Source organism: Halomonas sp. DP5Y7-2, from assembly GCF_019802025.1.
In the GTDB taxonomy this organism is placed as follows: domain Bacteria; phylum Pseudomonadota; class Gammaproteobacteria; order Pseudomonadales; family Halomonadaceae; genus Halomonas; species Halomonas litopenaei_A.
This window is the reverse complement of sequence record NZ_JAHVHY010000005.1, coordinates 1-13,473: the sequence shown is the minus strand read 5'-3', so window position 1 is coordinate 13,473 and position 13,473 is coordinate 1. Positions and strand designations below refer to the sequence as shown.

The window sequence follows — 13,473 nt, the reverse complement described above, 5'->3', positions numbered from 1 at the left end:
CGGCAACCACCCATGCGAGGCTTCACTTCAAGGGACTGGGGTGGACTGAGTCGAAGGTGAAAGGGCTGGGTTTGAAAGAGCTGAGCTTGAAAGTGCTGAGCTTGAAAGTGCTGGGCAAAGAACTGGGGTGAGAGGACGGGTGCATAAGTATCGCTCTGGCGCCGTGGCCATGGTCGCAGCAAAGCGCGGTGACCGGCGCCGTCAGAAACAAGCAGCAGGCCTCAGTAAAGAAGGGTCTTTGATGTAAAAAGAGGCGGCCGTAGGTGGCCGCCAGAAGGGCAGGGAACCGGTAAGCGTCAGGCGCTAAGGTGGAATTTGTCAGTCAGGCTATGGGGTGGTGCCCAGTTGGGACTGCGTGCCGCCGCCTGCGTCTACACCAGCACCCTTGCCCGCTGTCAGCACGGGGTAGTACTGGGTGAAGACGAAGTCGTCTGCCGCCGCTGCCGCATGGCAGGCGTTACAGGCGGCGGTGGGAAAGGGGGCCGCAGTCTCCTTGAGGCTTGAGTGATCCGGCGTCGAGAAACTGTAGTAGGCCCAGTTGCCTGGCTCGTCCGGGAAGTGCTCGCTGCTCTTGATGGTGGCCTCGAGACCGATGTACTCACCCATGAAGTAGCCGTTGCCACTGGCAGCCTGCTTGCTGCCGACGCTGATCAGCTCCTTGACCATGATCGCGCCATCGCGAAACTCGCCAGTCTCCTTCCAATGCTCCCAGCTTTCCGGATCAAGATAGACGGCATGGAATTCCGGGAAAGGGGCCTTGCCATTGTTCATGTCGTTGGGAGTCAGTGGGGTCCCCACGAACACCCACTCGCGGAAGCCGGTAGGCCGGGTCAACTCCCCATCCTTGATCTCGAAGTAGGTGTCGGCCAGGGCGCTGGTAGCCATCAGGCCTGCAGCCATGGCTGCTGAGTAGCGCAGCAAGTTTAGCATGGTAGTTCCTCCTTGATCGCCCTTGTGCAGGGGACGGCCTTGTAGGGCTGATGTCGCCTCGCTTGTGGGCTGTGCACGGTAGTCGGTCGGTCATAAGGCTCTTGGCTGGCCTTTTGGATTCGGTCCGGTTCCTTTGTCAGTAATTGCCGGTCAGTAATTGCCGGTCAGTAATTGCCGGCCGGTGATGGCCAGCCAGTGACTTTCGGTCGGTCGTTTCCGGTTTGTCGTTTCTGGTCAGGCGTTTCCGGTTGCTCTTTCAGGAGCGCGTGCGTAGGCGGCTTGCGCTGCTTGGTTATGTCGCTATGTCGCTATGTCGCCACGGGGTGCAGCGATGGCGGCCGCGGGCCGCCCGGTGTCGTGGAAGGTATACGTCAAGCTCGAAAGGGCAGCTACGGGTGGTGCTGGAACTCGCATACTGCATGCGAGATTTCTGTAGTATCCGCGCGGTTCAGCTCAGAGTTAGCGGCCGTTGGGGAGACGCGGTGTAGGCACCGCTATAACGAAAAAAGCCCCGTCGCGAGACGAGGCAAAAGGGAGTGGGAGGCGCTGTCTGTGGACCCGAAGAGCCAACCGAAGCGCCATATCAAGGGCTAGCCGCGGCGCTGATGCTTCAGCCAGGCGCGGATGCCATAGGTCCAGGGGGGCAACCGATCGGAGCGCTGGACCTGGTTGGTCAGGGCGCCGAGGCGTGGCGTCGAGATGGTGACACGATCACCCAGATGATGGGTAAAGCCCTGGCCGGGTCCATCGCGATCCTGGATGGGCGAGAACATGGTGCCAAGGAACAGCATGAAGCCATCCGGGTACTGGTGGTGGTCGCCAATGGTCTGGCTTACCAGGTCCAGCGGATCGCGACTGATCTCACGCATGTCGCTGGCGTCTTCCAGCAGGAAATCATCGTCCCCCTCGATACGCAGACTGACCATCGCCGAGCGCACGTCATCCATGGAGAAGTGTTCGTCAAACAGGCGGATGAAGGGGCCGATGGCGCAAGACGCGTTGTTGTCCTTGGCCTTGCCCAGCAACAGCGCGCTGCGTCCCTCGATGTCGCGCAGATTGACATCGTTGCCCAGCGTCGCTCCGCGAGCGTTGCCGCGGGCGTCGACTGCCAGCACGATTTCCGGTTCCGGGTTGTTCCAGTGTGACGACGGGTGCAGGCCGACGGCAGCACCGTGGCCAACGGCGGACAGCGGTTGAGCCTTGGTAAAGACCTCGGCATCGGGGCCGATGCCGACCTCCATGTATTGCGACCAGGCGCCTCGGGACTGTAGCTCTGCCTTGAGCGCCATGGCCTCGTCCGAGCCAGGACGGATCTTTGACAGGTCGCCGCCGATGACGCGCTTGAGTTCTTCTCGAAGCTCACCGGCACGGGCGGCGTCGCCGCCGGCCTGCTCTTCGATCACTCGCTCAAGCAGGCTGACCGCGAAGGTCACGCCGCAGGCCTTGATGGCCTGGACGTCGCAGGGGGCGAGCAGGTAAGGGGCGCTGGAGGAGCCAGCGTTGTCGAGTAGGCGGTCCAGAGCCCCCAGGGACTCGCCCTCGGCGTTGGCTACGATATGTGCAGCGTCATCTCGCTCCAGCAGGTCAGCCATCACGTTGACAGTGGCGGACAGGTCGATCACCTCACCATTGCGCACCGTCACGACGACAGGGCCGCGCTGATCATCACGCCAGACTCGGCCGACCAGCAGGGCGCGCTCGGCGTCTTGCGGCAGCACGTCGTGGGCAGAAGGCAGGCTATTCATAGGGGCATCCTTTGGTTCGTTTGTCAGTTCGCGTTGCTATATGTCGCGTCAGCCGCTCGAGCGTCACATGGGGCAGGGCGTGTCTCGGCCCTGACCACTTTTGGCTTAACTAGCTCTTAACTAGCTCTTAACTATGTCTGAACTATTTCTCACCTACCGCTTACCTATCGCTTAGCCCTGGCTCAACCCTGGGTACGCGGCAGGATGCGTCCAGGGCACATCAGGCCACGTGGATCGAGAAGTCGCTTGAGGCCGCGCATTATGTCGTGTTCCGGGGCGGACAGGCTCTCTAGGAAGGGAGGCTGCTTGACGCGGCCGATCCCATGCTCGGCGCTGATGCTGCCGTTGTACTCGCCGACAATGGTGAAGATCTGCTCCTCCAGCTCGTGCAGCAGGCTGCGCTTGGCGTCATCGTCCAGGTGGCCGGGAGGCAGGATGTTGAAGTGCAGGTTGCCGTCGCCGACGTGGCCATAGGCAATGACCTGGGACTCCGGTGACGACTCGAGCACCGCTGCCTCCGCCTGAGCATGAAACGCTGGCAGCTGAGAAATGGGCAGGGAAACATCCGTGCGCAGGTGTTCACCGCGGCGCTGCTGGCCCTCGAGCATGGCCTCGCGCAGCTGCCACAACTGGGCGGCCTGGGTCTCGCTGGAGGCCAGCACGCCATCGTCGAGCAGGCCGTCTTCCATACCACGTTCGAACAGCGCTTCGATCATCGCATCCAGATCTGCTGGCCCACTGGCGGCCACCTCCATCAGCACATATACCGGATGGGCACCGTCCAACGGGTCGGGTAACGTTGCATCGGCTTCGAAGGCCAGCTCCAGGCAGGCGCGGGGAATCAGTTCGAACGCCGTCAATAGATCGCAGCAGTGGCGGCGTGCCTGGGCGTAGAGCCCGAGCACGCCTTCGACGCTGGGACAGCCGATCAGGGCCGTGCGGGTGACCTGGGGGCGAGGATAGAGCTTGAGCACCGCTCCGGTGACAATGCCAAGGGTCCCTTCGGCGCCGATGAACAGCTGCTTCAGATCGTAGCCGGTGTTGTTCTTGTGCAAGGCCTTCATGTCGGTGAGCAGGCGACCGTCGGGCAGTGCCACCTCAATGCCGAGCACCAGCTGGCGCATCATGCCATAGCGCAATACGTTGAGACCGCCAGCGTTGGTCGCGATATTGCCACCGATCTGGCAGCTGCCCTGGGCGCCCAGTGACAGCGGGAAGGTCAGATCCTGTGCTTCAGCGGCTTCCTTGACGGTCTGCAGAACGCAGCCTGCATCGACGTTCATACTGAAGTTGAGGGGGTCGATCGAGCGCACGCGATTGAGGCGCTCGAGGCTGATCACCAGCTCAGGCACATGGCTGTCCGGCAGTGCACCTTCCACCAGGCCGCTGCCACCGCCCTGAGGCACCACCGGAATATCGTGACGATGGCAGTAGCCAAGCACGTCCGCCACCTGCTGGGGTGTGTCGGGCCGGGCCACGGCCAATGGCAGGCCACCGCGTGCTCCGGCCCAGTCGACCAGGTAGCGCTCCATGTCGCTCGTCTCGGTCAGTACCCCCTTGTTGCCGAGGGTCTGTACGAGGAATTGCAAAAGAGGATCGTGGGGGCTCATATGGGCCAACTCCGCTTAGTGGGCGATGGATCGTCGCCCTCCAGTGTCTTGACGAGACAGGTGCTCGGTCGCATCGCTAAAGGGGGCCAGGGCGCCGGTGTTCCGGGCGCCCTGGGTTGTTTACGCTGGCTCACTTGAACCACAGCACCAGTCCAGGGAAGAGCAGGAAGAGCACCAGCAGCGCCACCAGGGTGAAGTAGAAGGGCAGCAGGCTCTTGACCAGGCTTTCCATGCCCACCTTGCCAACGCCACAGCCGACGTAGAGCACGGTTCCCACCGGCGGCGTGATCAACCCGATGCCCAGGATGAAGGACATCAGCACGCCGAAGTACACCGGATCGATACCCAGCTTCACGACCACGGGGGTCATCAAGGGGGCCAGGATCACCATGGCGGGAGTCAGGTCCATGAAGAAGCCGACGATCAGCAGGAAACCGGAGAGGATCAACAGCAGCAGCAGCTTGTTCTCGGTGATGGCGGACAGGCTGACCACCAGTTGCTGCGGGATCATGTTGGCGGTCAGCAGCCACGCCAGCACGCTGGCAAAGGCCAGCAGCAGCATGACCACGCCGGTGAGGCGGCCGGTGGCAATGCACAGCTCGAAGAAGCGCTTGAGGGTCAGGCTGCGATAGACAAAGAATGACACCGCGAAGGCGTAGACCAGCGCAATGGCCGCGCTCTCGGTCGGTGTGAAGACGCCGGTCAGGATCCCGCCGACGATGATGACCGGCAGCAGCAGTGCCAACACCGCGTCCTTGAGCGCGCTGGCAAGCTCCGGAAAGGAAAACGCCTGTCCTTTGCCGTTCTTGCGCGACTGCACGTAGGTGGTTCCTGCCAGTGCCAGGGTGATCAAGATGCCTGGCACGATACCCGCCAGGAACAGCTGCGAGATCGAGGTATTGGTCACGACCCCGAACAGGATCATCGGAATCGACGGAGGAATGATGATACCGACCACCGACGCCGCCACCACGATGGCGGTCGCCATGGAAGCGGTGTAGCGGTGTTGCTTCATCGGCTCGATCATCATGCTGCCTACGGCGGAGGCATCCGCCACGGCAGAACCACTGATGCCGCCGAAGAACATCGAGGTCATGACCGCGACCTGTCCAAGCCCGCCTGCCACGAAGCCCACCAGGGCGCTGGCCAGACGTACCAGGCGCGTGGCAATGCCGCCTTCGCTCATGACTTCGCCCACCAGGATGAACAGCGGAATGGCGAGCAGCGGGAACGAGTCGAGACCATTGACCGCCTGGTCGACGATGGGGGACAGCGAGTAGTCCGAATAGAAGAAGATAAACAGGCTGATGGCCCCAAGACCAAACGAAATCGGCATACCGATGACGATGCAGATCGCGAGACCGATCAGGATGCTCCAGAGGATCATGGTTCAGATCTCCTGCACAGGGCCACCAGGGCGAGGGTATTGGCGATCAGGGTCAGGCCAGCCATGACCGGCATGGCGCTGTACAGCCAGGTCTTGGGAATGCCGAGCATCGGGGTCGAACTGGTGTAGCCCGAAATCAGCTCCTTGAAGCCAATCAGGATGCAGGCACAGACCAGGTAGATCACCGCGACTGCGGCAAATCCGAGCAGGCGACGCAGTCCCGCCGGGGCGAGGTCCTTGAAGTAGGTGACGGCCACGTGCTCTTTCTCGAGGCTGCCGAGACCGGCACCGAGCAGCACCAGCCAGATGAACATGACGCGCGACATCTCCTCCGCCCAGGCGTAGGAGGTGTTGAGCACGAAGCGACCGAACACGTTGGCGGTCACACAGAACACGACGCCGAGGACCAGCAGGCCAACGGCCACACGCAGCGTCGTGATGAGCCATCCCAGAATGCCCGGGGTGGTCGTGGAAGATAGGGTGGTCATGGGTCACCTCCGTGGTGACAACAGCACCGCCGCCGCGGGCGGCGGCAGGGCTTGGCGCCACAGCACGCTGCTGTGGCGCCAAGCCCTGTCATGGACGTTCGTGGGTCCGCATCCAGTGTCGTGCCGACTTACTGGGACACGGCGCGGATATCGTCGATCAGCTCGCCGCCAATCTTGTCGCGCCAGTCGTCATAGACCGGGGCCAGGGTGTCCTGGAAGGTGGCCACCTGTTCCGGCGTCAACTCGGTGATGGTCATGCCCTCATCGATCAATTCCTGCTTGATCTGCCCGTTCAGGGTGCGGCTGACATGGCGCTGGTAGTCACCCATCTCGCCAGCGGCTTCGACCAGCAGCTGCTGGTAGCTCTCTGGAAGCTTGTTCCAGAAGCGCTCCGACACCAGCGTGATGAACGGCGTATAGACGTGGTTGGACTCGGTCGCGTAGCCCTGCACTTCGTTGAACTTGGACGACTGGATCGTGATCCAGGGGTTCTCCTGGCCGTCGACCACGCCCTGCTCCAGTGCAGTAAACAGCTCGGCGAAGGACATCGGTGTGGGGTTCGCGCCCAGAGTCTTCCAGATATCCAGGTGGATCGGATTCTGCATGGTGCGGACCTTGAGGCCATCCAGATCGTCAGGCGAGTCTACCGCCGTCTGGCTGTTGGTCAGCTGGCGATAGCCGTTCTCGGCCCAGCCGATGGCCTTCAGGCCGTTGGTGCTGGCCACCTCGAGCATGCTGTCGCCGATCTCGCCGTCTAGCACCTCATCCGCCACTTCAGGGGTCGGGAACAGGAACGGCAGGTCGAACACCGCGAACTGCGGGAACATGTTGACCAGGGGAGAGGTCGACGGGGCGGTCATTTCCAGCGTGCCTGACTGCAGGGCGCTGACAGCCTGCAGGTCGTCACCCAGCTGGGCGCTGTGGAACAGCTCGACCTGGATGTGGCCGTCACTGCGGGCCTCGACGATGTCTTCGAAGTACTCGAGTCCGCGATACTGTGCACCGGACTGGGTGGTGCCGATGCTGAACTTGAGGGTGTAGTCGTCGCCGTCGCCCTCGACAGTGCTGCCGGAGACCTCGGGAATCGGCGGCATTTCCGTCGCCGCCTGGCTGGTGGCGGCGAAGCCCGCGGCCAGCGACGCGACGGTCAGGGTTGAGATCGCCAGCTTGAGTCGGCTAAGAGCGAAGGGGCCTTGGGGCATTGTGGTTGTTGTCATGGTGCTCTCCTTTCAGAGGCGGTGGTGAGTGGCATGCTGGCCCATCCGACAGGGTCGGATGGGCCGGGGTGGGCGCGATTCAGGCGTCTTGCCAGGCCGCGCCTTCGGGGAATTGGTGGGCGTCGAGGGATTCCGCCTTCATGGTGATGCTGTAGCCGGGCGCCTCGGGTACCAGGTAGCGGCCGTGGCGAATGCGCACCGGATCGATGAAGTGTTCGTGCAGGTGGTCGACGTATTCGAGCAGGCGACCTTCGAGGGAGCCAGAGACCGCAATGTAGTCGAACAGCGAAATATGCTGGGTGTATTCGCACAGGCCGACACCGCCGCCGTGGGGGCAGATCGGCACGCCGTACTTGGCTGCCAGCAGCACCACGATGATCACTTCGTTGAGCCCGCCCAGACGTGCAGCGTCCAGCTGGCAGTAATCGATGGCACCTGCCTGGAGCAGCTGCTTGAACATCACCCGGTTATGGCAGTGTTCGCCGGTGGCAACGCCAATGGCGCCCGGCTGCTTGCCCTGGGAGGGACCGAACACGCCCCCACCGAGACGTCGACGGATCTCGGCGTGGCCGAGGATATCGTCAGGACTGGTCGGCTCTTCGATCCAGTGCGGATTGAATTCGGCCAGACGGCGCATGTTGACGATGGTTTCGTCCACATCCCACATCTGATTGGCGTCCATCATCAGCGTGCGCTCTTCGCCAATCTCTTCGCGCAGAATAGCGGCCCGGCGACGATCCTCCTCGATGTCCCCGCCGACCTTCTGCTTGAAGTGCTCCCAGCCCTCGGCCAGGGCCTCGCGGCAGAGCCTGCGCATCTTTTCTTCTGAGTAGCCCAGCCAGCCAGCGGATGTGGTGTAGCCGGGATAACCGTCGGCGCGCATCTCGGCTTCGCGATCCGCCTTGGTGGCGGCATTGCGGCGGAGCAGGGCAATCGCTTCTTCCGGGGTGATGGCATCCGTGACAAAGCGGAAGTCGAGGCAGCGCACCAGCTCTTCCGGCTGCATGTCGACCAGCAGCTTCCAGATCGGCTTGCCTTCGTGCTTGGCCCACAGGTCCCACAGTGCATTGACCAGGGCAGCGCTGGCCAGGTGCATCACCCCCTTTTCCGGACCCAGCCAGCGCAGCTGGCTATCGCCGCTGGTCAGTTCTCGCCAGAAGGTGCCCATGTTCGCGGTGATGTCTTCCAGCCGACGCCCGACCAGGGTCGGCGCCAGTGCCTTTACCGCAGCGACACAGAGGTCGTTACCGCGGCCGATGGTAAAGCTCAGGCCATGGCCTTCGGTCTCCTGATCGGTGTGCAGGATGACATAGGTGGCGGAGTAGTCCGGGGCCTCGTTCATGGCATCGGAGCCATCGAGCTGGCGGGATGTGGGGAAGCGAATGTCGCGGGCGTCCACGCGGGTGATGGTGGTCATGCTGGCGGCCTTGTCATTGATGTTGTTGAAAGGCAGGGCTCGATATCGCATCCATTAAGCGCTGTGAAAACGATGAAGAGAGAGACCTGTCAGAAAAATCTGTCGTGATATGTAGTGGCGTAGGGAGAGTCTAATCAGACAGAAAAAAGACCGGCCAATGGAAGTTTTTGTCGTGCCGATAACCACAGGTTATCATGCGTGAATACCGATCCCATCGGAGGCACGCAATGGCCCATGATAGCGGCGTTCACGTCAAGACGTGGCTGCGGGTAAAACATATGATGTTGCTGGTTGCTTTGGACGAAAGTCGTAACATGCATGCCGCTGCCAGACAGCTAAATATCAGTCAGCCGGCCGCCAGCAAGATGCTCAAGGACATCGAGGGCTTTCTCGGTCTGCCGCTGTTCGAGCGTGAACCAGGGCGGATGGAGCCGACTGCCGCCGGTGAGACAGTGCTGCGCTATGCCAGAAGGCTATTGAACGATACCGATCGGCTGGTAGAAGAGCTGTCTTCCTTGCGCGAGGGCGGGCATGGCCGGTTGGCGCTGGGCTCAGTACCCGGTGCAGCACCGGTGATGCTGCCCCACGCCATGGCCGCCTTGAAACGCCAGCGACCGCGTCTGGCGATCTCGTTGATGGAAAACTCAAGCGACAGGCTGTTGGTGGACCTGGAGTACAAGTTGCTGGATGCGGTCATTGGCCGATATACCGACCCCTCCCAGCGCCACCTGTTCGATTTTCTGCCGCTGAAGGAAGAACCGGTATCGGTGGTGGCGCGTCCGGAGCATCCGCTGTGCCAAGGGGTGCCAGAGCTTGCCGAGGTGGTGCGTTGGCCCTGGGTATTGCATCCCATGGCCAGTCCCATGCGCGGCCTGTTTGAAGCGGCACTGGCCGAGGCGGGTGTCGCGTCACCGCGCAACGTCATCGAAACCACCTCAACCCAGGCGTCGCTGCAGCTGGTGGCGTCATCGGACACCCTGTCGGTGTTGCCGAGTTCGGTGGTCAAGACCGCCTTTTCTCAGGGTCGCTTTGCGGTACTGCCGCTGACCATCGGCGAGCCGCTTGGCTACTACGGCATCCTCACGCGCAAGAATGAGCCTTGGCCACAAGCGTTGAAGGAGCTGGTGCAAGAGCTGACCGGATAGACCGGACGCAATACAGCCGTCCGCTTGTTCAAGGCTTGGGAGCCGGGGCATCGGACGATGTCAGTGCGCAATTTCAGCACAATAGGCAAAGAGACACCAAGGCTGACAGGATGACCTGAGCGCATCATTCCAACGTCAATACTTTGCGGAAATTCGGTGTAAAGGGCAGGAAAAGGCACCGCTGACATAACGGATGTAAGGGGGATGCTTCAGCTTGATCGATAGCGGATGTCACCGCCTGATGTTCGTCATTCAGACGATAGCGTTCACGAAAAGGGACCGGTGAGCCTGCCAAAGGGAAAGCACAACCTGGGATAAGGGAGAAACAAGGACCAGCATGATATGCCGGTCCTTGCAGTACGACGTATTGCCGAATCATCTACCTTGCTGCTGAATGACTGGCGGCAAGTCTCACGCCTCGCGCTGGCCATCCACCAGACGACTGAGCTTGAGCGGATTGCCGTCTTTCAGCGCGTCAGGCAGCAGGCTGTCGGGCAGGTTCTGGTAGCACACCGGACGCAGGAAGCGGTGAATGGCAGCGCTGCCCACGGAGGTGGTACGCGAGTCCGAGGTCGCCGGGTAAGGGCCACCGTGAACCATGGCGTGGCATACCTCGACACCGGTCGGCCAGCCGTTGGCCATCACTCGGCCGGCACGGCGCTCGAGGATCGGCAGCAGACCACGGGCGGCATCGACGTCGCCATCGTCCATCTGCAGGGTGGCGGTCAGCTGGCCTTCCAGGCCCTCGGCCAGGGCCTTGACCTCATCGAGGTCGGCACACTGCACCACCAGGGAGGTGGAGCCAAACACTTCCGCCTGCAGGGCGTCATCCTTGAGGAAGTCCTGGGCGTCGGCCACGAACAGCCCTGCCTGACACTGGTTGGGACCGTCGCCTGCCGGCCCGCGCGCCACTTCCCGGGCACTCTGGCTATCCGCCAGGGTGTTCACGCCCTGGGTGTAGGCGTCATGAATGCCGGGGGTCAGCATGGTCTGGGCGGAGGCCGACCGGATCGTCTCGGCGGCGGCCTCGACGAAGCCGTCCAGCGCCTCGCCCTTGACCGCGATGACCAGACCCGGATTGGTGCAGAACTGGCCGGCGCCCATGGTCAATGAACCGATAAAGGCCTCGCCCAGCTCCCGGCCACGGGCCCTGAGGGCCTCGGGCAGCAGGAACACCGGATTGATCGAGCTCATCTCGGCGTAGACGGGAATCGGCTCGGGGCGTGCCTGCGCGGTCTGCATCAGCGCGGTACCGCCACTGCGGGAACCGGTGAAGCCCACGGCCTTGATCCGCGGATCGCTGACCAGGCCCTGACCCACTTCACGACCGGAGCCATAGAGCAGCGAGAACACGCCTTCGGGCAGCTCGCAGCGGGCCACCGCCTTTTGCACCGCGCGACCGACCAGCTCGGAGGTGCCGGGGTGGGCCGAGTGGGCCTTGACGATGACCGGGCAGCCAGCGGCCAGGGCCGAGGCGGTATCACCACCGGCTACCGAGAAGGCCAGCGGGAAGTTGGAGGCGCCGAATACCGCCACCGGCCCCAGCGGGATCTGGCGTTGACGCAGGTCGACCCGGGGCAGCGGCTGACGCTCGGGCAGGGCCGGATCATGGCGCACGTCCAGCCACTCGCCGGCACGCACGACGGAGGCGAACAGCCTGAGCTGGCCACAGGTGCGTCCGCGCTCGCCCTGGAGGCGGGCCTGGGGCAGGCCGGACTCCTGCATGGCGCGTTCGATCAGGGCGTCGCCGAGGGCTTCGATTTCATCGGCGACGGTCTCGAGGAAGGTCGCACGGGCCTCGAGGCTGGTCTCGCGATAGCGATCGAAGGCGGCCCAGGCCAGCTCGCAGGCCTGGTCGACTTCGGCCTTAGAGCCGGCGGCGTAGCCGGGCTCAAGGGTCTCGCCGGTGGCCGGATTGATGGCATGGATGGCCTTGCCGCTGGCCGCCACGGCCTGGCTGCCAATGAGTTGCTTGCCTTGCAGAGTCATGTTGGCTCCTTGCTGGTGGCTGATTGAGCGTAAAAAAGGTGGCTGTGTGGTGAAGCCCCTGGGCTGAAACCGCAGCCTTGAAACATCTGGGTGGTAGCCTCTGGGTCTCAGCACCAGGGTTTCTGCACCGGGTTTCCGTACTATGGTTTCCGTATCAGGGGCCTGCATTCACCTACAGCGTGATGACGGTGACGGCTCCTTCATCGGCATCCGGTGTTGCCAAGGGGTTGCGCAACGGTCGGCCGAAGGCGGGCAGGTCAATCTCGTAGCGCTCGCCGGGATTGACCTTGATGCCATCGGCAAAGCTCAGCGTCGCGGTGCCGAAGAAGTGAACGTGGACGTCGCCGGGACGGCGGAAGCCCGCGTACTTGAAGTGGTGATGTTCCAGGTTGGCCAGGCTGTGGGCCATGTTGGCCTCGCCGGTCAGGAAGGGCTTTTCCCACAGCGTTTCGCCCTGACGGGTGATGCGCGAGGTGCCTTCCAGGTGTGCCGGCAGCTCGCCGATCAGCAGCTCAGGACCAAAGCTGCACGCTCGCAGCTTGGAGTGGGCCAGCCACAGGTAGTTGTAGCGTTCGGTGATGTGATCGGAGAACTCATTGCCGATGGCAAAGCCCAGACGGTGAGGGCGGCCCTGATCGTCATTGATATAGAGTCCTGCGAGCTCAGGCTCCTCGCCGGCGTCCTCGGCAAAGGACGGCCAGGGCAGGGGGGCCTCCGGTGCGACGACGCAGTCGCCATCCCCCTTGTAGAACCATTCCGGCTGAGCCCCGATCTTACCCTCGCCGGGCTTGCCACCTTCGACCCCCAGCTTGAACATGCGCATGGAGTCGGTCATCTCGGCCTCATCGCTGTTCGATGCGGCATGCATGGCGCTGCGAGTGTCAGCGCTGCCCAGGTGGGTCAGTCCAGTGCCGGTCACCAGGCAATGCGCCGGGTCAGGATGCGTCAGCGGGGGCAACAGCTGTCCCTGTTCGACCAGCTCGCCATAGTCGAGGGTCTCGCCCGTCAGACTGTCCTGAACCACCGCGGCGAGAGGTGTGCCGCTTTCCAGGGCTCGCCTGGCCAAGCTGTAGGTGTCGGCGTCGGTCAGACGCACGCGATGCTCGTTCTCTACCAGCGCTGCCCGGGTGCTGCCCTGATGGACACACTGAATAAGGCGAAGGTGGGCTGAAGCGCTGGAATCGGCAGAGGCGTTTGTATCGTTGTGCATGGTGATGTCCTTGGGCAGGAAAGGGCGGCAGCCCGGTATCACGATTGGCCCCAGAGGCATCTTACGCCTCTGGGGGGGTGTATGGTCAACATACGAAGGTATGGGTTGACGTTATTGATGGGAGATAGCACGCGTGGGTTGAGACGGGGCGGTGCATGACCCTGCCCCTGATCTCAGTCGACCAGCCACATGGCCATCTCGGGCCACATCAGCAGGGCGGCCAGCACACACAATTGCAGTGCGATGAACGGCAGCAGTGACACAAAGATGTCTTTCAGGCTGATCTCCGGCGGCGCCACCCCTTTCAGGTAGAACGCGGCCGGGCCAAATGGCGG

10 protein-coding genes and 1 pseudogene are annotated in these 13,473 nt (G+C 62.8%); 1 reads left to right on the top strand and 10 read right to left on the bottom strand.

Annotated features, from left to right (window positions below; translation table 11 throughout):
• Positions 1 to 327 precede the first annotated feature (327 nt).
• From KUW18_RS09855 to KUW18_RS09825, 7 genes are all read right to left on the bottom strand, one after another.
• Positions 328 to 930, bottom strand: coding sequence for a cytochrome P460 family protein (locus KUW18_RS09855; protein WP_206944536.1), 603 nt, complete (start codon positions 928 to 930; stop codon positions 328 to 330).
• Between the two features lie 590 nt (positions 931 to 1,520).
• A complete protein-coding gene (locus KUW18_RS09850; RefSeq protein ID WP_222561305.1) occupies positions 1,521 to 2,675 on the bottom strand; it encodes a fumarylacetoacetate hydrolase family protein in 1,155 nt (384 codons plus the stop codon).
• 182 nt (positions 2,676 to 2,857) lie between these two features.
• On the bottom strand, positions 2,858 to 4,285 hold the full coding sequence (locus KUW18_RS09845) for an FAD-binding oxidoreductase (protein ID WP_222561304.1): 1,428 nt from the start codon (positions 4,283 to 4,285) through the stop codon (positions 2,858 to 2,860).
• A 130-nt stretch (positions 4,286 to 4,415) separates the two neighbouring features.
• Entirely contained in the window at positions 4,416 to 5,672 is a 1,257-nt protein-coding gene (locus tag KUW18_RS09840) for a TRAP transporter large permease (RefSeq protein ID WP_222561303.1), read from the bottom strand.
• Complete coding sequence (locus KUW18_RS09835) at positions 5,669 to 6,160, bottom strand: TRAP transporter small permease (RefSeq protein WP_206944527.1); 492 nt, start codon at positions 6,158 to 6,160, stop codon at positions 5,669 to 5,671. The genes KUW18_RS09840 and KUW18_RS09835 overlap by 4 nt, the downstream gene beginning before the upstream one ends.
• A gap of 128 nt (positions 6,161 to 6,288) precedes the next feature.
• On the bottom strand, positions 6,289 to 7,377 hold the full coding sequence (locus KUW18_RS09830; RefSeq protein WP_224907602.1) for a TRAP transporter substrate-binding protein: 1,089 nt from the start codon (positions 7,375 to 7,377) through the stop codon (positions 6,289 to 6,291).
• A 79-nt stretch (positions 7,378 to 7,456) separates the two neighbouring features.
• Positions 7,457 to 8,794, bottom strand: a complete 1,338-nt coding sequence (locus KUW18_RS09825) for an L-fuconate dehydratase (RefSeq protein ID WP_206944526.1) — start codon at positions 8,792 to 8,794, stop codon at positions 7,457 to 7,459.
• A gap of 278 nt (positions 8,795 to 9,072) precedes the next feature.
• Here KUW18_RS09825 and KUW18_RS09820 point away from each other — a divergent pair, with 278 nt between their 5' ends.
• Complete coding sequence (locus KUW18_RS09820) at positions 9,073 to 9,939, top strand: LysR family transcriptional regulator (RefSeq protein WP_261315982.1); 867 nt, start codon at positions 9,073 to 9,075, stop codon at positions 9,937 to 9,939.
• A gap of 411 nt (positions 9,940 to 10,350) precedes the next feature.
• Here KUW18_RS09820 and KUW18_RS09815 read toward each other — a convergent pair whose 3' ends face one another.
• The 3 genes and pseudogenes from KUW18_RS09815 to KUW18_RS19770 all read right to left on the bottom strand — a co-directional run.
• Positions 10,351 to 11,928: an aldehyde dehydrogenase (NADP(+)) gene (locus KUW18_RS09815; protein ID WP_222561302.1), complete on the bottom strand. Its 1,578-nt coding sequence runs from the start codon at positions 11,926 to 11,928 to the stop codon at positions 10,351 to 10,353.
• Between the two features lie 172 nt (positions 11,929 to 12,100).
• Complete coding sequence (araD1, locus tag KUW18_RS09810) at positions 12,101 to 13,138, bottom strand: AraD1 family protein (protein WP_206944872.1); 1,038 nt, start codon at positions 13,136 to 13,138, stop codon at positions 12,101 to 12,103.
• 173 nt (positions 13,139 to 13,311) lie between these two features.
• Positions 13,312 to 13,473 (bottom strand): annotated as a pseudogene (locus KUW18_RS19770) (TRAP transporter large permease subunit); the annotation flags it as partial.

Coding starts and splice junctions, on each gene's coding strand:
- KUW18_RS09815 (WP_222561302.1), bottom strand. CDS start 11,928: ATGACTCTGCAAGGCAAGCAACTCATTGGCAGCCAGGCCGTGGCGGCC.
- KUW18_RS09820 (WP_261315982.1), top strand. CDS start 9,073: ATGATGTTGCTGGTTGCTTTGGACGAAAGTCGTAACATGCATGCCGCT.
- KUW18_RS09850 (WP_222561305.1), bottom strand. CDS start 2,675: ATGAATAGCCTGCCTTCTGCCCACGACGTGCTGCCGCAAGACGCCGAG.
- KUW18_RS09855 (WP_206944536.1), bottom strand. CDS start 930: ATGCTAAACTTGCTGCGCTACTCAGCAGCCATGGCTGCAGGCCTGATG.
- KUW18_RS09845 (WP_222561304.1), bottom strand. CDS start 4,285: ATGAGCCCCCACGATCCTCTTTTGCAATTCCTCGTACAGACCCTCGGC.
- KUW18_RS09835 (WP_206944527.1), bottom strand. CDS start 6,160: ATGACCACCCTATCTTCCACGACCACCCCGGGCATTCTGGGATGGCTC.
- KUW18_RS09840 (WP_222561303.1), bottom strand. CDS start 5,672: ATGATCCTCTGGAGCATCCTGATCGGTCTCGCGATCTGCATCGTCATC.
- KUW18_RS09825 (WP_206944526.1), bottom strand. CDS start 8,794: ATGACCACCATCACCCGCGTGGACGCCCGCGACATTCGCTTCCCCACA.
- KUW18_RS09830 (WP_224907602.1), bottom strand. CDS start 7,377: ATGACAACAACCACAATGCCCCAAGGCCCCTTCGCTCTTAGCCGACTC.
- araD1 (WP_206944872.1), bottom strand. CDS start 13,138: ATGCACAACGATACAAACGCCTCTGCCGATTCCAGCGCTTCAGCCCAC.